Source organism: Gordonia sp. DT219, from assembly GCF_049847065.1.
In the GTDB taxonomy this organism is placed as follows: Bacteria; Actinomycetota; Actinomycetes; order Mycobacteriales; family Mycobacteriaceae; genus Gordonia.
Map to the genome: position 1 here is coordinate 352,741 of NZ_JBNCNR010000003.1, position 20,048 is coordinate 372,788.

Below are 20,048 nucleotides of genomic sequence, written 5' to 3' on the forward strand. Positions count from 1 at the left end.
CCACGATATCGGCGGCCGACCGCCATCTCGCGGCCGACGCCGCGAGATGCGTTGTCGGGCTTCGTGACTGCGCTCTTCTCCATCCCCGAGGGTATGGCGTATGCCGCCATCGGGGGGTTCAACCCGGTCAACGGACTGTATTCGGGCATGGTCTCGACCCTCGTCGGCTCCGTATTCGCCCGCACCGTACTCATGGTCACCACCCTGACCAGTGCCATCGCCTTGTCGTCACAGAGTGTGCTGGCCGGGGCCGGACTCGATCCCCACGATGCCGGGAACATCGCGATGCTCACGATCACCGTCGGGGTCATCATGGCCGTTCTCGGCCTGCTCCGCGTCGGGGCGGCGATGAACTTCGTCTCCGGGGCGGTGATGACGGGTTTCACCGTCGGTATCGCCGTACAGATCGTCAGCGGCGTCCTCAAGGACGTCACCGGGTACTCGCCGCACGCCCACAACACCCTCGTGAAGTTCGTCGACGTATTCGCCCACATCGGCAGTTGGTCGTGGTCCGCGGTAGGGGTGGCTGCCGCCACCGTGGCCGCCTGGGCGGTGTTCCGCGTCATCAAACCGGTGGCGTCGCTGGCGACGCTGCTCGCTCTCGCGGCGGTGACCACGGTCGTGGCGGCCACCGGCATCGACGTCGAGACCGTCGGCGACATCTCCCGGATTCAGCGTCAACTCCCGCCGGTGACGCTGCCCGACGTCTCGCGGCTTCCCGATCTCGCGGTGGGCGCGTTCGCCATCGCGCTCGTCGCGCTGGCCCAGGCCGCCGGGATCTCCGGCTCGGTACCCAATCCGGGCGGATCGCGCCCGAACGCCTCGGGCGACTTCACCGCTCAGGGCATCGCGAACGTGGCCGGTGGATTCTTCGGCTCGTTGCCGACCGGTGGGTCTCTCTCGCGTACCGGTGTGGCCGTCTCGGCCGGTGCCCAGACCCGTTGGGCCGGCATCTTCGCCGGGATCTGGCTGGTCGTCCTCATCCTGATCGCCGGAAGCGCCGCCCAGATCATCCCGATGCCGGTCATCGGTGGGCTCCTCGTTGTCATCGGGGCCGAACTCATCACCGGGCGTGTCGCCGACATCATCCTGATCAGCAGCACCGCACCACTCAGTGCCGTCGCCATGGTGCTCACCTTCGCCGCCACCACCGCGCTCCCTCTGCAGGACGCGATCCTCGGCGGGGCGGCAATCTCGCTGGTGCTCTACTGCGTCCAAGCCGCCCGGGCGTCGCGGCTCGTGGCACTCGACCGCACCGACGACGGCCACTGGCACGTGGTCGATGTCCCGACAACCCTTGCGCCGGAACAGATCACGGTCCTGCACGACTTCGGGGTCGCGTTGTTCGCCGAGGTGCCCCGCATCGAGGAGCAGTGGCCGTCGATCCCGGCCGACGCCCACCGATGCGTACTCATCCTCAGCATGCGCACCCTCCCCGACGTCCCGTCCTCGACACTGCAGAAGATGCTGCGCCGCAAGACCGATCTGCTCCACGAACGGGGCGGGCGCCTCATGATCGCCGGTATCGGGCCGCAATTCCGGCGTGGACTCACCCGCGCCGGGATCGTCGAGACGATCGGCGCGCAGAACCTGTATCCCGCCGGCGGCGAGGTGTTCGACGCACTCGACACCGCGTATGCCGACGCGCAGCGGTGGCTGCGCGAAACCCACGCCCCTTGATCAGCATCATCCCCGGTACCGGGGCGAGAAAAGGAGAAGAACAGATGTGTACCCAACCCAAACCCCCCCACCGACATCACCGCCGAGATCAACCGTGACGCCGTGGCCCATTACGCGATGGACGACACCCGCGACTTCACCGACGCGAGCCGTGGGCTCATCGCCGAACTGCCCGGCGCCGTGCTCGCCGACGCCGACGGTTCGGTGGTGTTCGACCCGCACGACTTCGATTTCATCGACGACCGGGAATCGGCGCCCGACTCGGTCGATCCGAGCCTGTGGCGGCAGTCCCGGTTGATCACGCGCGGTGGCCTGTTCAAGGTCGCCGAGGGCCTGTATCAGGTCCGCAACAACGACATCGCCGATCTCACCATCGTCGAGGGCACGGACGGCCTGATCGCCATCGACTGCATGGCCGGTGTCGAATCGGCAAGGCAGGGCATGGCTCTCATCCGCGAGCACGTCAGCGACAAACCCGTCGTCGCGGTCATCTACACCCATACCCATATCGATCATTACGGCGGCGTGAAAGGCGTTGTCGACGAGGCCGATGTGGCCTCGGGCAAGGTTCCGATCATCGCACCGGGCCACCAGTTCGACAAATACGCCATCGGCGAGAACGTCGTGGCCGGCAACGCGATGACGCGCCGCGCCAGTTACGCATTCGGCAGCCACCTCCCCCACGACCCGCGCGGCCTCATCAGCTGCGGTATCGGCGTCGCCAGCACCAAAGGACCTGCGGTGTCGTATATCTCGCCGACCGACCTCGTCACCGAGACCGGTCAGCGCCGCGAGATCGCGGGCATCGAGTTTTGAGTTCCTCTACGCCCCGGACACCGAGGCACCCGAGGAGATGCACATCTGGATGCCTCACATCAAAACACTGAGCTGCGCGGAGAATGCGAATCATTCGCTGCACAACATCCAGACGCTGCGGGGCGCGCGGACGCGGGACGCACGGAACTTCGCCCGCTACCTCGACGAGACGCTCGAACGGTGGGGCGACGAGGCCGAAATACATTGGGGCCCACACACCTGGCCGGTCTTGGGGCAACGACAACATCGTCGGATTCCTCGAATCGCAGCGTGACGTGTACAAATACATCCACGATCAATCACTTCGGCTCGCCAACAAGGGTTACACCCCGCTGGAGGCGGCCGAGGTCATCGAACTGCCCGAGGAACTGCGCCGGAACTGGGCCAATCGCGGCTATCACGGCACCCTGCATCATGACGTCCGTGCCGTGTTCACCAAGGAACTGGGTATGTGGGACGGCGATCCGGTATCCCTCCACCCGCATCCACCGGTCGAGGCCGCCAAGCGCTACGTCGAACTCCTCGGCGCCGAGAAGATCCTCGCCGAAGGGCGACGGGCCGTCGCCGCCGGCGACTACCGGTGGGCGACCGAGATCCTGCACAAACTGGTCTTCGCCGATCCCGACAACACCGACGCGCGGGAACTACAGGCCGACGCCTATGAGCAGATGGGGTATCAGTCCGAGGGCCCACAGTGGCGCGGTATATTCCTCACCGCCGCAAAAGAACTGCGTGAAGGGCCACTGCCCGCTCCGTTCACCACGGCCAGCCGCGACACGATCCTCGGGATGCCCATCGACATCCTCTTCGACTTCGTCTCGGTGCAGATCGACGGAACCAAGGCCGCCGACGCGGACATCCGCATCGAGTTGTCGTTCACCGACACCGATCAACGATGGACGATGTGGGTGGCCCGCGGTGTCCTCAATGCCCGGCGCGGACCCGCGGCGAATGCCAGGGTCACCGCAACCGGGCCGAAAATCGCACTCACCGGGCTCCTGCTGAAGCCGGCATCGGCGCGTCAGATCGCCGAGTCCGGTGCCGTCGAGATCGACGGGGACGCTGCGGAATTCGATTCCCTGGCCGCTGTCCCCGACACCGCCGATCCGAGCTTCCCCATCGTGACGCCGTGAAGGGATTCGCCCGGGCACCAGCCGCATTCACCCGCCGCGGGTGATGCTGCGGCGGCCCGGGTCGGTAATGATCCATGATGCCCCGCTTTCACCAGGTCACCGTCCGGCACCAGCGCCGCACAGCGCCTGCCGCAGATGCTTCGCCGAGGAGTGTTCATGGCCAACGACAATGAGACCCGCGACGTCGCGCAGGCAACCACGGGGCCGGCAACCACGGGGCACGCACCCACGACGCCCCCGACTCCACGCCCGGCGGGCGGCTACATCACCTGGACCGCACTGGCATTGATGACGGTGTCGTCGGTCGCCAGCCTGCGGCCCGCTCCGACCATGGCAGTGTACGGACTCGCCTGCGTCTTCTTATACGTCCTGCCGGCGATCGTGTTCCTGATCCCGACGGCCCTCGTCTCCGCCGAGTTGGCATCAGGGTGGTCTGGTGGCGTCTATCGCTGGGTCACCGAGGGCATCTCACCCAACATGGGCTTCGCGGCGGCCTGGCATCAGTTCGCGATGACGATCTTCTACTACCCGACGCTCCTTTCGTTCGTGGCGAGCACCCTCGCCTACGTCATCAATCCGGCACTCGCCTCCAACGGCGTATTCACCGCGGTCGTCATCATCGTCGTCTACTGGTCCGGAGTCCTGTTGGCGTTGCGCGGCGGCATCGGGGTGATCGCCAAACTCGCATCGAGCGGGGTGCTCGTGGGCACGCTGATCCCCGGGGCGCTACTCGTCATCCTCGGGATCGTCTATCTGCTGCAAGGCAATCCGTCGGCCGCGCCGATGACCGGCAGCCACCTCTTCCCCGCCTGGACCGGCATCGCGAGCATCGTCCTGATCGTCAGCAACTTCGGTGCATACTCCGGGATGGAGATGAACGCGGTCCACGTGACCGAGCTCAAGGACCCAGGGCGGCAGTTCCCGCGGTCGATGTTGCTGTCCGTGGTGCTCGTCCTCGTCATCTTGATCCTTCCGCCGCTGGCGATCTCGTGGGTCGTCCCGTCCGAGCAGATCAGTCTCACCGCCGGTGTCATGCAGGCGTTCTCCGTGGTGTTCGCCCACTTCGGCCTCGGCTGGCTGGTCCCGATCGTCGGGCTCGCCATCGTGATCGCGTCCCTGGCCGGCTTCATGACGTGGTTGTCCGGCCCGTCCAAGAGCCTGCTGCTGGTGGCCAAGGACGGCGGGTATCTGCCGCCCTATTTCCAGAAGACCAACAAGGTCGGGGTGCAGCAGAACATCCTCGTCGTCCAGGGCTGGGTGACCACCGTTCTCGCGCTGCTGTTCGCGCTCGTGCCTGCGGTGTCCAACGCCTACTGGATCTTCATGACGATCACCACCTCCGTGTACCTCCTGGTGTACCTGTGGTTGTTCATCGCGGCCTACCGGCTGCGCAAGATCGCCCCGGACCACCCCCGCGGCTACCGGGCACCGGCGCTGCCGCTGTTGTGCGCCGTCGGATTCATCGCGTCGGTGGCCGCGATCGTCATCGGTTTCGTGCCCCCGTCACAATTCGGCAGCGGAAGTCCCTGGATCTTCGTCGGCATCGTCGGCGGCGGGATCCTGCTCCTCGGAGCCATCGTGCCCCTGCTGTTGATCTACCTGCGAAAACCCACCTGGCAGATCGCGAACCGCCCGGAGGAGCAGAAGGCATGAGCACCAAGACCATCTACTGGATCGTCGGCGGTGTCATCGCCGTACTGCTCGTGGTGATGGTGGCGAGCTACGACTACAGCCGCGACAACGACCAAGCGCTCGACAAGGCACAAGAACTCATCGACTCCTATCACCGCGCCGGTCTACGGACGGCGATGTCCGCACCGCGGGTGGCACAGGTACTCGGCGATGACGGCGGGATCATCTGCACGGCCACCTCCAGCGAAGCACAGCTCGGCTACCTCAAGACCCAGATCGGCGTCGGCGGCGAGTTCTACGTCCGACCGATCCTGCTGCAGGAGAATGTCTTCCAAGGTCTGCGGCTGATCGTCGACACCTACTGCCCGGAGCACGCCGACACCGTAGAGCGCTTCATCAGCGATCAAACCTACGCATCATGACCGAGCCGGGCGCTCCGGCGGCCGGGAATCGGCGCTGGTTCTCATTGGCTGCGACCTGTACCGCCACCGGATTGGTGTGGTTGGCATTCGCCGACTTCGGCGTGGCCACCCCCACCATCGCCGACGACATGCATGCCGATCTCGACGGGCTGCAGTGGGCGAACAACGCGTTCAGCCTGACGGCGGGTGCGCTCGTCGTGGCGTCGGGCAAGTTCGGCGACCTGTTCGGTCAACGCCGGGTCCTGCAGACCGGCATCGTGGTCTTCGCCTGCTCCTCCGTAGTATCTGCGCTCGCGTCGTCGGTGGGTGTGTTGATCACCGGTCGCGCGCTGATGGGAATCGGTGCGGCACTGATCCTTCCGGCCACCCTCGCTCTCATCCCCGCCCAGTTCTCCGGCCGCACCCAGCTGAGCGCCTTCGGCATCTGGCAGGCGGTGGCATGGGGTGGCCAGGCTTTGGCGCCGGCCATCGGCGGGGTCATCACCGATGGGCTGGGGTGGCCCTGGCTCTTCTGGATCAATATTCCTCTCGCGGCCGCCGCGTTGTTCACGATCCGGGCGGTGACACCGGAGATCGGCGATTCGTCCGCAAGCCGCCGCGTCGACTGGTTCGGCCTGGCAACGATCGGGCTGGCCGTGTTCGCGTTGCTCTATGCCCTGACCGACGGGCCCACCGCCGGATGGTCCGATCCGCTCGTCATCGGCCTGTTCGTGGCGGCGGTGCTGCTCGCCGGCATCTGGGTGATCATCGAGAACCGCATCACCGCACCACTGGTCGATCTCTCGTTGTTCCGGATCCGTTCCTACGACGGCGCCCTGATCGCGAATTCGATGATGAATCTCGGGTATGCCGGGCTGAGTTATCTGCTGGTGCTGTGGTTGCAGAACGCGCGTGGCTTCAGTGCGGTCACCGCGGGCCTGTTGATGCTGCCCGCCATCGTCGGGATCTTTGCGCTGATCCCGCTCGGCGGCCGCCTGGACAGCGGGCGCGGTGGCCGGCTGCCGGTGGTGCTCGGCATGCTCGTCCTCGCCGTCGGATTCGCGATCATCTCTCCGCTGCACGCCGATTCGTCGTTGTGGCTCCCGATCGCCGCGCTCGTGGTGATCGGCTGCGGACTGGGCCTGCTGTCCACACCGGTCTCCAACACGGCCGTCGGTGAGGTTCCGGAGAGTTTGGCGGGGACCGCCGCCGGGGTCTTCAAGATGTCGAGCATGGTCGGTGGCGCCCTGGGGGTGGCATTGCTGACCGCGATCACCCGGGGGCTGACGATCGCCGACTCCCACCACGCGGTCGCAACGTCGGGTATGACGCCCGACGAGGTGGACCAAGCCCATGCGGCGCTGGTGAACTCGAGTTCGTTCACCGATGCCCTCGCACGCCTGCCCGCGGCGTTGCAGAAGACGGTGTCCGACACCGCCGTCGACGCCTTCTCCCGCGGTCTGGGGCTCGCCATGCTGACGACGACCCTCGTACTCGCGGCGGCCACGGTCGTCGTGGCGTTCGTCTGGCCCCGCCCCCACCGCTCCGGCGTCGACGGCCACGCCACGCCATCCGACGACACGCCACGCCATCCGACGACACGGCAACCAGCGACGCAACAGCCGATGACACCACAAGCGAGGAGCGACGATGAGTGAACAGACGTTGGCGGACCGGGTTCGGTCCCAGATGCCCCAAGCCGAGAGCGACCTCCGGGAGATGGTCGCATTTCGATCGGTGCACGATCCGGCGCAGTCACCGCCCGAGGAGTGCGAGAAGATGGTCGACTGGCTACAAGAGTCCTTCTCGGCGTTGGGCTTCGACGACGTCGCCGCCCACGAGACCGCCGACGGGAGCAAGGCTGTCATCGGGCACCTGGCCGGCCCGGACGACGCGCCGACGGTCCTCCTGTACTTCCACCATGATGTCCAGCCCCCGCTCGGCGACGACGAATGGAACTCTCCGGTCTGGGAACTCACCGAGCGCGGCGGTCGCTGGTATGGCCGCGGTGCCGCAGACTGCAAGGGCAACATCGCGATGCACCTCACCGCGCTGCGCGCCCTGGACGGCCGAATCCCCGTGAACGTCACGATCATCGGCGAAGGCTCGGAGGAACAGGGCACCGGCGGACTCGAGGACTTCGTCCCCAAGAACCCCGATCTCCTGCGCGCCGATGCGATACTCGTCTGCGACGCAGGCAATTTCGCGGTCGGGACGCCGGCGCTCACCACCAGCCTGCGCGGACTCGCGAACGTCGTGGTGACGGTCGAGACACTCGGATCGGCCATGCACTCGGGAATGTTCGGCGGTGCCGCACCCGACGCGCTCGCCGCACTGATCGCCATGCTCGCCAGCCTCCGGGACGCCGACGGCAACACCACGATCACCGGGTTGGAATCCTCGGCGCAGTGGCCGGGCGTGGACTATCCGGTCGATGCGTTTCGTGCCGACGCCATGGTCCTCGACGGTGTCGACCTGCTGGGCTCCGGGCGCGTGTCGGACATGGTGTGGGCCCGGCCCGCCGCCACGGTTCTCGGTATCGACTGCCCACCGGTGGTCGGGTCGTCGGCCGCGATCCAACCCCGTGCGCGTGCCCGGATCAATCTGCGCGTACCTCCGGGCATGGACGCCGCACACGCCCGACAGGCCCTCACCGACCACCTACTCGCCGTTGCGCCGTGGCACGCGCGCGTATCGGTCGAACCCGAGGCCGACGGCGCCCCGTTCACCGGCGCCACCACGGGAACGGCCTACGACACCCTCGTCGACGCCATGCAGCAGTCGTACGGCACCGATGTCGTGCTGATGGGGCAAGGTGGTTCGATCCCGCTCTGCACGGTGTTCGCCGACACATTTCCCGACGCCGAGATCATGCTGCTGGGTGTCGAGGAACCGCGGTGCCTGATCCACGCTCCCAACGAGAGCGTCGACCCGACGGAGATCGAAAACATGGCGACCGCCGAAGCCCTGTTCCTCCAGAACTACGGCATGCGACGCCGCTGAGGCCGACAACGCCGAACTGGGCCGGCGGATGGAAGTCGAGCACGACGGGCAGTGGTCGTTCGTCGACGACAGGGAGGGTACCGCCGACTCGTGATGCCTACGTGACCGCGAGATGAACCACCGAGACGAGGTGGATCAGCGCGCAGATGCCTGCGCCGGCAACCATTCCCGCCGTCTTCGTCGCGATTCCGATCACGACGTCACCGACCTGTGAGACTCCGGCAACGGCCAGGATCACGATCACCGCAGCCGTGTTCGGGTTCACGGCCATCGCGACGACGACCGCCGCCGCAATCGGCAGCGACCGAGCGGCGAACATCTGCGAGTAGTACCGAACCGACGCGGTCACCTCGCCGCCGGTGAGCCGCGCAGGCGCAGTCAGGGCGACCATGGCGAATCCGGCGGAGGCCAACGCGGCGAGCACGTTGCCGACAACGATCAAGGCTGGCATGACAGACTCCGTATCGTTCAGTTCTGAATGATTCAGTCTTGATGCTGTCGTGGGATCATGGATGACACCAGAGGTGTTCTCGATTCGCTCAGTTTTCGACTGGGCCTCGTCGGCGCACAGGTGACCCTGGCGTTCGCCGGCCGGGTCGAAGAAGTAGGGGTGGGCCACAAACATGTCGGCACGCTCTCCGTGATCGCCGCGCGCGGGACGTGCTCTCAGCGCGAGATCGCCGATTCGCTCGGTGTTGCCCCCAGCCTCGTCGTCGGACTGATCGACCGACTCATCGAGATGGAAGCAGTCACCCGGACGCGCGACGGGGATGACCGTCGCGTCCACCAGGTGGCCCTGACCGAGACCGGGCGGGCCGTCCTCGAAGAATGCGTTCAGCGCGTGCATGCCCTCGACGCAGGCCTGCTGTCCCTCATCGGTGGCGCTGCACATGAGTCGTTGGCAGCGGGTATCGCCGCTTTCGTCGGCGACGACGGCATGCCTACCCGCATACGGAACGAGCTCTAGCCAACGATCGGCGGTGTGCTCGTCGAGGAGGCCGAACGCGGCATATTCTCGAAGACCGACAGCAGGCTCGCCGGTTTTCAGTCATTTCCGAAGTACTTGAACGCCTGCGACCTGGCGTTTTGCCCGAATGCTACTTCCAGAATGACTGAGAATGGGCGCGCGTCGGCCGCCCGATCCGGTGGCGTTACGAGGTCGACCGAGTCAGCCGAACGTATCTGGCCTTTGTCCCGGTTGTTCGCCTGCGGATACAAGTAAGGCGCTGACCCGGAATCCTCCAGGTCAGCGCCCTGCTGTCGTCTCAACCAACGAGTCGGGGTGGCGGGATTCGAACCCACGACCTCTTCGTCCCGAACGAAGCGCGCTACCAAGCTGCGCCACACCCCGTGTGCAACCTGCGATAGCTTACCCCCGATGCGGTCGCGGCACTAAATCCCCTGGTCGACTCGGATCGATCGGCCCACGACGAGCAAAATGATGCCGTCCTGACCGTTTCTCTCAGGTTTGTCTCAGCTTGTCAGTAGTGTTGTCCGCACCACATTCACTCCCCGGAAGGACCGGCACCATGGGCAACTCATTCGATGGCGCAGCGGCGGGCTCCCCCGTCAAGCGCGGCTTCGTATTCGGCATCTCCATCGTGGCGGCCGCCCTGTTGTTCGTCGCCGGCGTCATCTCGATCTTGGCCGGCATCTCCGCCTTGAACAAGGACACGCTGCTCGTCCTGAACGACGATTACGTGTTCAAACTCGATCTCACCTCGTGGGGCTGGATCCACCTCATCATCGGAATCCTCGCGGTCATCATCGCCGGCGGTCTCGTGGTCGCCGCCGACTGGGCGCGCGTGGCGGCGATCATCATTGCGGCGCTGTCGATCATCACGCAATTCCTGTGGCTGCCCTACTACCCGGCGTGGGCGATCCTGATCATCGCGATCGACGTCATCGTCATCTGGGCCGTCGCCTCGTGGAAGCCGAACGCCCTGGCGGAGTAGTCGGGTCCGAATAGCCTGGGCCGAATAGCCGATCAACGACGACGGGCCGAGGCATAGTCACGCAGGAACAGGGCCTCGGCCAGGGCGAGGTGCTCGATCTCGGTCGGGTCCACACTCTCGTTGGGCGCGTGGATCAGGCAGCGCGGTTCCTCGACGCCGAAGAGCATGATCTCGGCTTCGGGAAAGGTCTCCTGCAGCACCGTGCACAGCGGGATCGATCCACCCTGGCCCTGCTGCACCACCTCGGTGCCGTAGGCCGAGCTCATCGCCGATGAGATCGCCTCGAACGCAGGGCCTTCGGTGGAACCGGAGAACGGGGCGCCGATCGCCTCCCGCTCCACCGAGACCCGCACATGCCAGGGTGCGACATCGTGCAGATGCGCGATCAAGGCATCCTGCGCGGCCTTCGCGTCCATACCCGGCGGCACCCGCAGATTGATCCGGGCCCGCGCACTGGGCACCACCGACGCCGACGAGCCGACGACCGGCGGGCAGTCGATGCCCAGCACGGTGGCCGCCGGGCGCGCCCACACCATCTCGGCGATCGAGCCCGATCCGATCGTGTCGACACCATCGAGAACGGTGGCATCCGTGCGGAATTGATCTTGTGGATAGTCGATACCGGACCACGACTGCTCGGAGTCGAGGCCGCGAATCGTGGTGTTGCCTGCATCGTCGCGCAGTGTTGCCAGCATCGCGATCAGGGCTGCCAACGCGTCCGGTGCCGCTCCCCCGAACATTCCGGAATGCATTGCCGAGGCGAGGGTTTCGACGCTGACGACCACGTTGGCGATACCGCGCAAACTGGTGGTGAGGGTGGGCCGCCCCACCTCGATGTTGCCCGAATCGAGGATGAGGATGGCGTCGGCACGCAGCAGCTCGGTGTTCTTCGGGACGAAGTCCTCGATACCGCCCGACCCCTGCTCCTCCGACCCTTCGCCGACGATCTTGACGTTGACGCCGAGCTCATCCCCGATGGCGCGCAGCGCGGTCAGATGCACGGCGATGTTGCCCTTGCAGTCCGCGGCACCACGCCCGTACCAGCGGCCGTCACGCTCGGTGAAGGTCCACGCGGGTGACTCCCAGGCATCGGCGTCGAGTGGCGGCTGCACGTCATGGTGGAAATAGAGCAGCACCGTGGGCGCGTCCGGCGGCCCCGGAACATGGCCGGTGACCGCCTGCGATCCGTCGGCGGTGACGTGCGACCGCACGTCCGACACCCCGGCCTCGGTGAATGCCTTCTCCAGCCATTCGACCATCCGTGCACAGTCGGGCGGAGCGGGTTGCGTCGGGTCGTAGACGGATTCGAAGGCCACCATCTCCGCCAGATCCGCACGCGCCCTGGGCATCAGTTCCCGTACCCGCGTCCTCATCGCGTCCTCGGTCACGCCGGTCGCCTCCTTCGTCAGCTGTCGCAGCATCTGCCATGACGAGACCATTGCTGCAGGAACCCACCGCACTCGGGCGCTGCCACACGCCACCGACAGAAACGGGCACCCCGCCAGACCTCGAAACATGCTGTCCACAAGTGTCATTCGATGCACTGATGTGACAAGACCGCGCCCCATAGTCCGTGCGTGCGTGTAGGATGGGCACATCGCATCGATCGCCAAGGGGGGCACCATGATCGCCGACGACACCATCGAAAGCACCGATACCGCAGCAATTCTGGCCGGCATTGTCGACCAGCTCACCGAACTCCGCACCAACCCCGACATGAGCGGGCCGCAAGCACACGCCGCGATGCAACAGATTCTGCTGATCCGCAATCTCGCCGACCATCATGCAGCCGCGTTCACCGGTGACCTCGATCGCCTCGGTGTCGCCGATGGCCACGGCCGCCGGTTGCGGGAACTGCTGACGGTGATGGGGTGCGCACCCGCCGTAGCCGCACGGTTCGTGCGCATCGGCGCCGCCACCGACATCGACCCACTCCTGCGCCACGCGGCCGACGGTTCGATCTCGTCGGAGCACGCCGACGCGGACTGACAGTGCTCGCCTGAAACAGGCTTGCTCACACTGACTTTCCGACCCCCGCACCCCGGCCTGCCGGGACCGCAACTGTTCGTTGAGAATTTCATAGGGCCCCGGCCTGGGACTCGTCGGCCACCGGATCGAGCACCGGTCGTGCGGGCGAGCGCGCCGATGGCGGCGCCTCGGTGCGGTCATCGATGGCCGACTGCCGCTGATATTCGGTCGGGGTCATGTCGTGGGTCGCTCGGAAGTGGCTCCGCAACGTTGCGACCGTGCCGAAACCGCTGGCCGAAGCGACCTCGCCGAGTGTGTGTGACTCCTGTGCGTCGAGCAACTCACGAGCGATGACCATGCGTCGCACCGAGATCAGGTCCGACAGCGATTGCGACGAACCCGCGAAGTGACGATAGAGGTGCCGCCGGCTGATGCGCAGCTCACGTGCGATGTCGGCAACACCGAATTCTGGGTCGGTGCAACGACTCTCGATCAAGTCCGCGGCGGCCGCACGCACCATCACCGAGTCATCGCGCACCCTGTTCAGCTCGCTGCCCTCACAGGCGACGACGGCCCGCACCAGCTCGATCGCCGCCTGTTCGACATCGGGGCCGATCGGGTCCTGATGTGCCGCGGCGGCATGCGCGAGTCCCCGGACGAAATGGGAAGCGGCCCGACTCAACAGCGACTGCGGGACGACGAGCCCGCCCCGCGAAAACCGGTCACCACCGAGAACGTCGAGTCCGATCACGAAGCCGGTGGGATCGGCAGGAGCGGAAAAGGCGACGGACAACGGCTGCGCAGAGGACACGATGACAAGCTCGCCCGGCTCGTACACACGCTGTTCGTGCCCACTGCGGACGACGAACCGGCCGGGTAGTCCGGTGAGAAAGACGTAGACGTGCGGCGGCTTCTCGGCGCCGGGCCGGTGGGGCCACCGGAGCTCACTCGGCGGGTACAGATCACACCGCGTGGTCAGATGGGTCAATTTCCGCGAGTAGAGCACACACTCGAACGTCTCCGGGCGCGCGGTGACCACGGTGGCGCATGGATGGGCCGCCACCCCGGCCCGGCCGCGCAGATGCACCGCCGCGGCCGCCGAATCGCCGTCGGCGTTCACCCCGATCCCCCGGCGCCACCGATTCACCAGTTGCGGGTCGAGGCCGCCCCGCACCCCGCGCGGGATCATCGGCGACCCCGATCGTCGAGTTGCTCGTCGACCCCGCCCGTCCGCGACATTCGGTCACCGGCGGCGTGGCGGCGAAACTCATTGGGGGTCATCGCATATTCGGCACGAAATCGGTTGCGCAGCGTGGCCGCCGACGTGAATCCACACGCCAGGGCGATCGAATCCAGGCCGGCATTCTCGCGGTGGATCAGCAGTTCACGGGCCCGTTCGAGCCGGCGCGTCGCGATCATCGTGGCAGGTGTGGCGTCGGTATCGCGGAAATACCGGTACAGGTGGCGCCGACTCATGTGCAGTATCCGCGCGATCGACTCGGCCGTGAACTCCGGATCCCGGAAGTTGTGGTCGATGAGGGATCGCGTGGCCTCGCGGACGTATCCGGGATCGTTGAGGGCCCGGTCATGTGCGCGATCGGGCTGCCCCTGGGTGAGAATCGCCCGAACCAGGTCGATGGCGGCGAGTTCGGTGTCGGGATCGACGTCGGCGCCCCGGGCGGCCACGTCCAGGGCGAAGTTGCGGATGAAGGCCGAGGCCGCGCGGGCCAGCGGGGTCGACGCGCACACAGGTGTGATCCGGCGATCGGCGAACTCGCTGCCCAACAACTCGTTCGGGATCCAGATACCCGCGAGATCGGCCACCTCCCGCGATGTCTGTTGGAACGGCACGTTGTTGTCGAAGACCACCAAACACGCGGGCGCCCGGTAGGAATACGTGTGGCCACCCTGGGTGAACACGCCATCGCCCGGCATCGACTGGGTGCCGACCACAACATGTCGCGACGGATGCTCCTCGATGATCGACGGTGTCCGCGACATCGTGCACGGCGTCCGGATCAGGGCGTACACGAGCATCTCCGTCAACGGCCGCCAGAAGGCGATCTCATCGAACGCATCCGGCTCATCGGTGGTGATCGCAAGTGCCGGAATGTAATTGGCCAGTCCCTGCCGGCCACTGCGGCGGATGTATCGAGTCGGATTGGCCCCCAACGGATCGTCGGCACCGATTCGCGCCAACCACGAGCGCACGAGTTCGGGAGGTAAGCCCCTGCCCACGGTGTCACGCTCCATCACGATTCACCGACCCGCGCTGCGCCACTGCGGCAGCACGATCAACGACGAGACGAAGAAGCACACCGCGCCGATGAAGGTGCAGGTGTTGGCGAGCATGTTGTCGACGGAGGCACCGTCGGGCATGACGTACGCGCCGACCGCGGACACACCGAAGGCGATACATCCGAGCAGGTTGATCAGTCCGGACCACCATCCGGCATCCGTGGGATTCCAGCGGCGGTGCCCATGGAAATAGTCCACCAGCACAAAGATTCCGCTGATCAGGAAGGCGACGGAGCCGCCCGCATCCGGCTTCCAGACGAGATGGTCATCCGCCGACGTCGTGTGCGCGGTGAGCGCCGCGGTGGTGCTGACGTTGAAGAGCAGCGTCCCGAAGAACTGGGTGGACGCGGCGAGCCATTGCGCGCGGAGCATCTGCCCGGGGGCATACTCCACCGGCACGGTGACCGCGCCGCTGGTGAGTAGTTGGATCAGGGCCGCACCGGTGAAGAACCACGCGCCGAGAAAGTAGCAGATGTTCGCGTTGGCGGCCCCCATCCAGATTCCCAGCCACGGTGCCGATCCCGCTGCGAACAGCGCGGATCCGATCATGAATCCGCAGCATTGCTTGGTCGGTGTCGGGATGAGCACGAGTCGCCGGAACGGCGAGATCGCCGGGGTTCCGGTCGTAGGGCCGGCCGCTGCTGAGGTCAATTCTCCAGTCCTGTCATCGATCCGATACCCGGGTGTCGCAAGGCCGGCCGGCAACCCGAGTGGGTTACCGACCGGCCACCTCGACGAGGAGGTCAGTGGTGGAAGTGCGAACCGGTGCCCTCGCGCGGCATCGGCGTCTCGAGAGCGTCGAGGAAGGCCACCTCGCTCTTGAGGTCGGCCAGCAGGGCCGAGGCCAGGTCATGACTCAGACCGGCGCGCACGACCACGCGCTGCAGAGTCCAGTCGGCGAGTCCGTCGGCCATCGGGTAGGCCGGCACCAGCCAGCCCTTGAGCCGCAGTCGATCCGACAGGTCATAGAGATTCCACTTGTCGGTGTATCCGTCTTTGAGCTTCCAGGCGAACACCGGGATGGTGTCACCACGACTCACCAATTCGAACGGTCCCACCTCGGCGATCCCCGCCGACAAGTAGGTCGCCACATCGATCGATCCCTGCTGGATCATCCGATAGCCGTCCCGACCGAGGCGCAGGAAGTTGTAGTACTGCAGGAGAACCTGCGCGCCGGGACGCGAGAAATTCAATGCCAGGGTGGGCATGTCGCCGCCGAGGTAACTGCAATGGAAGACCATGCTTTCCGGCAGTGCCTCGGTGTCCCGCCAGATGATCCAGCCCAGACCGGGATAGACCAGGCCGTATTTGTGGCCGGAGGTGTTGATCGACACGACCCGCGGCACGCGGAAGTCCCATTCGAGTTCGGGTTGGCAGAACGGGGCCACCATGGCACCGGACGCACCGTCGACGTGGATCTTGACGTCGAGGCCGGTCTTCTCCTGGATCTCGTCGAGCTTCTCGGAGATCTGCTTGACCGGCTCATAGAGACCGTTGTAGGTCACCCCGACGATGGCGACCACACCGATGGTGTTCTCGTCGACGTACTTCTCGAGTTCGTGGCCGTCGAAGACGAAGTGCTCCTCGGACACCGGCACCCACCGCGGCTCCACCTCGAAGTAGTTGAGGAACTTCTCCCAGCAGACCTGAACCGCGGTGGACAACACCAGGTTCGGCTTCTCGATCGACTTGCCCTCGGCCTTGCGGCGCGTCTGCCAATGCCGCTTGAGCGCCAGACCGCCGAGCATCGCCGCCTCCGACGAGCCGATCGTCGACGTCCCGATCGCCTTGTCGACGTCGGGCACGTGCCACAGATCGGCGATGATCTTCCAGCACCGGTCCTCGATGGCTGCGGTCTGCGGGTACTCGTCCTTGTCGATCATGTTCTTGTCGTAGGTTTCCGAGTACAGCTTGCGCGCCTCGTCATCCATCCACGTCGAGACGAAGGTGGCCAGGTTGAGCCGGGCGTTCCCGTCGAGCATCGCCTCGTCGTGAACGATCTGGTAGGCCGTCTCGGGCAGACTCATGCCGTCGGGGATGGTGAACTTCGGGTACTCGGTCGATTCACCCGGACGCACGAAGACCGGGTTCAGGATGAGGGAGTCGGTGACGTTGGTGGTGGCGGGCGCATTGGTGTGCTTGACATCGGACATGCTTATGCTCCTGATTCAGACGCTTTGTCGCGCTGGGCTTACGGATGCGGATGATCGAGAGTTGAACTGAGACGCCCGCGGACCTCCTACACTTCCACCGGCGGATAGAGCCGGTCCATGGTGTACTGCCGGTTTCGGCGGGCCGCGAGGGTCGATATCGCCAGGAACACCGCGGTCAGGACGATCACCACGGCCAGTGCGATCCAGAAGGTCTGAGTGACACCGCCGACCGTCAACTGCCGGAGCCCGTTGACCGTGTACGTCATCGGATCCACCCAGTGGATGTACTGGAAGGGTTTGGTGGTCGTGGGCACCGGATAGATCCCGCCCGCCGAGGTCAGCATCACCATCAGGAACGCCAAAGTCACCACGCGTCCCACCGCTGTGCCGAAGACGGCGTTGAACATCTGGATCATCGCCTGGAACATCGCGACCATCAGCAGCATGAAAGCAAATGTCGCCCACGGATATGTCGTACGCAGCCCCACCGCGAACACGACGACGACGTAGAGAATCGCCGCCTGCAATACGCCGACAAAGAACGCCGGGGCATATGAGGCCAGCACCACCCGGAAGGAACTCAGACCCTGCGCAATGGGACGTGCCTGCAAGGGTTTGAACAACATCCAGACGATGATCGACCCGACGAACAGGGCGAGACCGAAGAAGAAGGGCGTGAATCCGGTCCCGAAGGTCTTCGCCTCGTTGAGAGTGACCTGCTTGAGCGCCACCGGATGCCCCAGTGTGTTGGCCAACGCCTTCTTCTGCTCATCGGACCAACTCGGCACGGCCTTGACGCCCTCGTTGACGCCGGTCGCCAGCTTCTGGGTGCCGGCGGTCAGCTGTGTGGTCCCGCCGGCGAGCTGATTGGCGCCGTCACTGAGCTGCACCAGACCGGAACTCAATTGGTTGGCACCCGAACTCAGTTCACCGGCCGCCGACCGCGCCGCTTCGATGTCACTGCGCAGTTGTCCACTCTGGAACAGGGTGAACGCGGTCCGCAACGGGCTCTGCGGGTCGGACATCTGCCCGGCGAGCACATTGGCGTCGGCTCGTACCTGGGTGAGTTGATTGTCGGCGTCCGGGCCCAAACCCTGTGTGCTGACGAAGTTCTGCACCGGTCCCAGCGCGGCGGCGAGTCCACGAATGTTCGGATCCGGGTTGGCACGCAGTGCGGCGGCGACCGAGCCGAGTGCCTGCGAGGCCGCCGATTGCGTCCCGGCGGCGGCGTTGAGTTGCGATGTCACCGTGGTCGTGTTCGTCGCAAGGCGATTGACCGTCGCCCCGAGTTCGGCGGGGCTGATCCCGCCGCCACCGTTGAGCGCATTCAACAACGGTGTGGTCGCCGAGTCGACGGCCGTGTTCAGGGTGTTGAGGCCGCCGGCGAGCTGCCCGGCACCGTCCTTGGCGGTCACCAGATTGGTGGCCAGCTCATGCGAGCCCGAATTCGCCTGCACCATACCGGTGTTGAGCTGATTCACCCCCGCTTGGACTTCTTTGAGCTTGGGCATCAGTGCGGACACCTCGTTGAGCACGACGTCGAAGGTCTGTTGCCCGACCTGCGCCCCGACCTGATTGACGACCTGTTCGGCAGCATCTTGGCCCATCACGGTGGCCAGATAGTTCGTCGCATCGTTGTAGGTGAAGATCAGTTGCGCCGACCGCGGATCCGGTCCGGTGGGCGAGGCGATTGCCTGACTGAAATCCTCGGGGAGCGTGATGGAAAAGTAGTATTTGCCGCTGTTCACCCCGTCGGCGGCTTCTTTCTCGGACACGACGTGCAGATCGAGTTGTTTGGAGTCCACCAACCCGCTGACCACCTGATCGCCGGCCTTGAGCGGCTTACCCGCCACGGTCGCGCCACCATCGGAGTTCACCAATGCCACCGGGACCTTGTTGACCGCGTCGAACGGATTCCAGAACGCCCACAGATAGAGAGCGCCATACATCAACGGCATCAGAATGATGACCAGCAGCGCCAGCCGCGGCATCCGGCCCCGGTAGTAACGCTTGAAGTCGCTGCCCGGCGAGATTGCGGCAAGCATGTCCTAGTTCCGATCTGCTGGTTCGAGCCCGACGAATTCGTTGTCGGTGAGGTGATGAACCTGAATCACGTCGCGCAACGGCAGATCTGGGAAACCGCCGTTGACGTCTGCGGTGATGATGGTCTGCGAACGGCCCAGGTCGACGAGACGTTGCATCAGCTTGTGGCTGCTGTCGACACGGTTGAGCCGATCCACGCCACCGACCACCAGAATCGGCGGACGCCGCGCGTTGGCGACGGCTATCCGGAACAGGGTTGCCGAGAATTCGGGCAGCTCCTCGACGAAGGCGTCGAGGGGCGGTATCGCGTGCGGCCCGAAGACGGGCCGACAGATGCGTTCGAGGTCATCGGTGGTCGACTGCGGTACCCACTTGTACCAGGGCGACATCCATCGGAGCGTCTCGGTGAGCACGTCGCGCACCCGGATCGCCTGCTCGATGCCGTCGATCTCGTCGATGTCGGCTATCGCGGCCCGCGCGAAGAGGTATCTCGCGGCGTTGGTACGCCCGAAGGAGGTGAGCTTTCCCTTCGTCGGCCGCATCCGGCCGGCCAGCGTGAGCAGCAGCGCGGTCCGGCCGCGGCCACCGGACCCGACGAGCACGCTGACTCCGCCCGGCCGCACGGTCAAACTGGTCGGTCCGAAGACATGGCCCCATGAAGCACGTACTTCGATCGCATCGGCGACCAGGACGGGTTCCGTGGCGGCGTGCCGGTGCGCCGTGTCGGGGTCGGGCCGCGCGATCGGAGCGGTCACCTCCGCATCACCGAGGGGGTCCGGGTCTGTCACAGCGCGCTGCCTCTTTCTTGTATGGCGTGCGCGCGAGGCGTCGATCGCCCGCACACCGATCCAAAAATTGACCACCAGTGGCAAACTGATCGAATTGTTTGCAGGGCAAAAAATACCGATCACCGTTCACCGCAATCACCGCCGGACACGAAACAATTTTGTGCCACGACTCGCGCAC

At 65.6% G+C, this 20,048-nt stretch carries 18 protein-coding genes, 1 tRNA gene and 1 pseudogene; 11 read left to right on the plus strand and 9 right to left on the minus strand.

Features of this window, described 5'->3' with window-relative positions; translation table 11 throughout:
* The first annotated feature begins 51 nt into the window (after nucleotides 1–51).
* The 8 genes from ACPXB3_RS07300 to ACPXB3_RS07335 all read left to right on the plus strand — a co-directional run bounded on the left by ACPXB3_RS07300 (nucleotide 52) and on the right by ACPXB3_RS07335 (nucleotide 8,665).
* Nucleotides 52–1,680 carry a SulP family inorganic anion transporter gene (locus ACPXB3_RS07300; protein WP_425704454.1) on the plus strand — a complete coding sequence of 543 codons (1,629 nt, stop codon included), beginning with the start codon at nucleotides 52–54 and terminating at the stop codon, nucleotides 1,678–1,680.
* Nucleotides 1,681–1,782: 102 nt separating this feature from the next.
* On the plus strand, nucleotides 1,783–2,496 hold the full coding sequence (locus tag ACPXB3_RS07305; RefSeq protein ID WP_425704367.1) for an MBL fold metallo-hydrolase: 714 nt from the start codon (nucleotides 1,783–1,785) through the stop codon (nucleotides 2,494–2,496).
* A 49-nt stretch (nucleotides 2,497–2,545) separates the two neighbouring features.
* Nucleotides 2,546–2,770 carry a hypothetical protein gene (locus ACPXB3_RS07310; RefSeq protein WP_425704368.1) on the plus strand — a complete coding sequence of 75 codons (225 nt, stop codon included), beginning with the start codon at nucleotides 2,546–2,548 and terminating at the stop codon, nucleotides 2,768–2,770.
* 1 nt (nucleotide 2,771) lies between these two features.
* Nucleotides 2,772–3,629 carry an alkyl sulfatase dimerization domain-containing protein gene (locus ACPXB3_RS07315; RefSeq protein ID WP_425704369.1) on the plus strand — a complete coding sequence of 286 codons (858 nt, stop codon included), beginning with the start codon at nucleotides 2,772–2,774 and terminating at the stop codon, nucleotides 3,627–3,629.
* 156 nt (nucleotides 3,630–3,785) lie between these two features.
* Nucleotides 3,786–5,282, plus strand: coding sequence for an APC family permease (locus ACPXB3_RS07320; RefSeq protein ID WP_425704370.1), 1,497 nt, complete (start codon nucleotides 3,786–3,788; stop codon nucleotides 5,280–5,282).
* Complete coding sequence (locus tag ACPXB3_RS07325; protein ID WP_425704371.1) at nucleotides 5,279–5,683, plus strand: hypothetical protein; 405 nt, start codon at nucleotides 5,279–5,281, stop codon at nucleotides 5,681–5,683. Before ACPXB3_RS07320 ends, ACPXB3_RS07325 begins: the two co-directional genes overlap by 4 nt.
* Nucleotides 5,680–7,320 carry an MFS transporter gene (locus ACPXB3_RS07330; RefSeq protein ID WP_425704372.1) on the plus strand — a complete coding sequence of 547 codons (1,641 nt, stop codon included), beginning with the start codon at nucleotides 5,680–5,682 and terminating at the stop codon, nucleotides 7,318–7,320. The genes ACPXB3_RS07325 and ACPXB3_RS07330 overlap by 4 nt, the downstream gene beginning before the upstream one ends.
* Entirely contained in the window at nucleotides 7,313–8,665 is a 1,353-nt protein-coding gene (locus ACPXB3_RS07335; RefSeq protein ID WP_425727216.1) for a dipeptidase, read from the plus strand. The genes ACPXB3_RS07330 and ACPXB3_RS07335 overlap by 8 nt, the downstream gene beginning before the upstream one ends.
* 97 nt (nucleotides 8,666–8,762) lie before the next feature.
* Here ACPXB3_RS07335 and ACPXB3_RS07340 read toward each other — a convergent pair whose 3' ends face one another.
* The gene (locus tag ACPXB3_RS07340) at nucleotides 8,763–9,116 is read right to left on the minus strand and encodes a hypothetical protein (protein ID WP_425727218.1); all 354 of its coding nucleotides are present in this window, start codon (nucleotides 9,114–9,116) and stop codon (nucleotides 8,763–8,765) included.
* Nucleotides 9,117–9,173: 57 nt separating this feature from the next.
* On the opposite strand from ACPXB3_RS07340, the gene ACPXB3_RS07345 reads away from it, so the two are divergent.
* Entirely contained in the window at nucleotides 9,174–9,632 is a 459-nt protein-coding gene (locus ACPXB3_RS07345) for a MarR family winged helix-turn-helix transcriptional regulator (protein ID WP_425727220.1), read from the plus strand.
* Nucleotides 9,633–9,942: 310 nt separating this feature from the next.
* Here the strand turns inward: ACPXB3_RS07345 and ACPXB3_RS07350 are convergent.
* Nucleotides 9,943–10,016, minus strand: a tRNA-Pro gene (locus ACPXB3_RS07350).
* A 178-nt stretch (nucleotides 10,017–10,194) separates the two neighbouring features.
* Here ACPXB3_RS07350 and ACPXB3_RS07355 point away from each other — a divergent pair.
* Nucleotides 10,195–10,620, plus strand: coding sequence for a DUF7144 family membrane protein (locus ACPXB3_RS07355; protein ID WP_425727222.1), 426 nt, complete (start codon nucleotides 10,195–10,197; stop codon nucleotides 10,618–10,620).
* A 32-nt stretch (nucleotides 10,621–10,652) separates the two neighbouring features.
* Here the strand turns inward: ACPXB3_RS07355 and ACPXB3_RS07360 are convergent, their stop codons facing one another.
* Nucleotides 10,653–12,008, minus strand: a complete 1,356-nt coding sequence (locus tag ACPXB3_RS07360) for a dipeptidase (protein ID WP_425727224.1) — start codon at nucleotides 12,006–12,008, stop codon at nucleotides 10,653–10,655.
* Between the two features lie 235 nt (nucleotides 12,009–12,243).
* Here ACPXB3_RS07360 and ACPXB3_RS07365 point away from each other — a divergent pair.
* Nucleotides 12,244–12,603 (plus strand): annotated as a pseudogene (locus ACPXB3_RS07365) (HNH endonuclease); the annotation flags it as partial.
* Nucleotides 12,604–12,697: 94 nt separating this feature from the next.
* On the opposite strand, the gene ACPXB3_RS07370 reads toward ACPXB3_RS07365, so the two are convergent.
* The 6 genes from ACPXB3_RS07370 to ACPXB3_RS07395 form a co-directional block, all read right to left on the minus strand.
* Nucleotides 12,698–13,777, minus strand: coding sequence for a helix-turn-helix domain-containing protein (locus ACPXB3_RS07370; protein WP_425727226.1), 1,080 nt, complete (start codon nucleotides 13,775–13,777; stop codon nucleotides 12,698–12,700).
* Complete coding sequence (locus ACPXB3_RS07375; protein WP_425727227.1) at nucleotides 13,774–14,841, minus strand: helix-turn-helix domain-containing protein; 1,068 nt, start codon at nucleotides 14,839–14,841, stop codon at nucleotides 13,774–13,776. The genes ACPXB3_RS07370 and ACPXB3_RS07375 overlap by 4 nt, the downstream gene beginning before the upstream one ends.
* Nucleotides 14,842–14,847: 6 nt before the next feature.
* Nucleotides 14,848–15,537 carry a hypothetical protein gene (locus tag ACPXB3_RS07380; protein ID WP_425727229.1) on the minus strand — a complete coding sequence of 230 codons (690 nt, stop codon included), beginning with the start codon at nucleotides 15,535–15,537 and terminating at the stop codon, nucleotides 14,848–14,850.
* 92 nt (nucleotides 15,538–15,629) lie between these two features.
* Nucleotides 15,630–17,039, minus strand: coding sequence for a glutamate decarboxylase (locus ACPXB3_RS07385; protein WP_425727232.1), 1,410 nt, complete (start codon nucleotides 17,037–17,039; stop codon nucleotides 15,630–15,632).
* Between the two features lie 86 nt (nucleotides 17,040–17,125).
* Nucleotides 17,126–19,084, minus strand: a complete 1,959-nt coding sequence (locus tag ACPXB3_RS07390) for a YhgE/Pip family protein (RefSeq protein WP_425727234.1) — start codon at nucleotides 19,082–19,084, stop codon at nucleotides 17,126–17,128.
* A 3-nt stretch (nucleotides 19,085–19,087) separates the two neighbouring features.
* A complete protein-coding gene (locus ACPXB3_RS07395) occupies nucleotides 19,088–19,825 on the minus strand; it encodes an ATP-binding cassette domain-containing protein (protein ID WP_425704455.1) in 738 nt (245 codons plus the stop codon).
* Nucleotides 19,826–20,048: the final 223 nt, after the last annotated feature.

Bases quoted from the DNA above. Each gene is read 5' to 3' on its own strand.
- ACPXB3_RS07370 (WP_425727226.1), bottom strand. From the start codon at position 13,777: ATGATCCCGCGCGGGGTGCGGGGCGGCCTCGACCCGCAACTGGTGAAT.
- ACPXB3_RS07390 (WP_425727234.1), bottom strand. From the start codon at position 19,084: ATGCTTGCCGCAATCTCGCCGGGCAGCGACTTCAAGCGTTACTACCGG.
- ACPXB3_RS07310 (WP_425704368.1), top strand. From the start codon at position 2,546: ATGCCTCACATCAAAACACTGAGCTGCGCGGAGAATGCGAATCATTCG.
- ACPXB3_RS07320 (WP_425704370.1), top strand. From the start codon at position 3,786: ATGGCCAACGACAATGAGACCCGCGACGTCGCGCAGGCAACCACGGGG.
- ACPXB3_RS07345 (WP_425727220.1), top strand. From the start codon at position 9,174: ATGGATGACACCAGAGGTGTTCTCGATTCGCTCAGTTTTCGACTGGGC.
- ACPXB3_RS07385 (WP_425727232.1), bottom strand. From the start codon at position 17,039: ATGTCCGATGTCAAGCACACCAATGCGCCCGCCACCACCAACGTCACC.
- ACPXB3_RS07330 (WP_425704372.1), top strand. From the start codon at position 5,680: ATGACCGAGCCGGGCGCTCCGGCGGCCGGGAATCGGCGCTGGTTCTCA.
- ACPXB3_RS07335 (WP_425727216.1), top strand. From the start codon at position 7,313: ATGAGTGAACAGACGTTGGCGGACCGGGTTCGGTCCCAGATGCCCCAA.
- ACPXB3_RS07355 (WP_425727222.1), top strand. From the start codon at position 10,195: ATGGGCAACTCATTCGATGGCGCAGCGGCGGGCTCCCCCGTCAAGCGC.
- ACPXB3_RS07340 (WP_425727218.1), bottom strand. From the start codon at position 9,116: ATGCCAGCCTTGATCGTTGTCGGCAACGTGCTCGCCGCGTTGGCCTCC.
- ACPXB3_RS07325 (WP_425704371.1), top strand. From the start codon at position 5,279: ATGAGCACCAAGACCATCTACTGGATCGTCGGCGGTGTCATCGCCGTA.
- ACPXB3_RS07375 (WP_425727227.1), bottom strand. From the start codon at position 14,841: ATGGAGCGTGACACCGTGGGCAGGGGCTTACCTCCCGAACTCGTGCGC.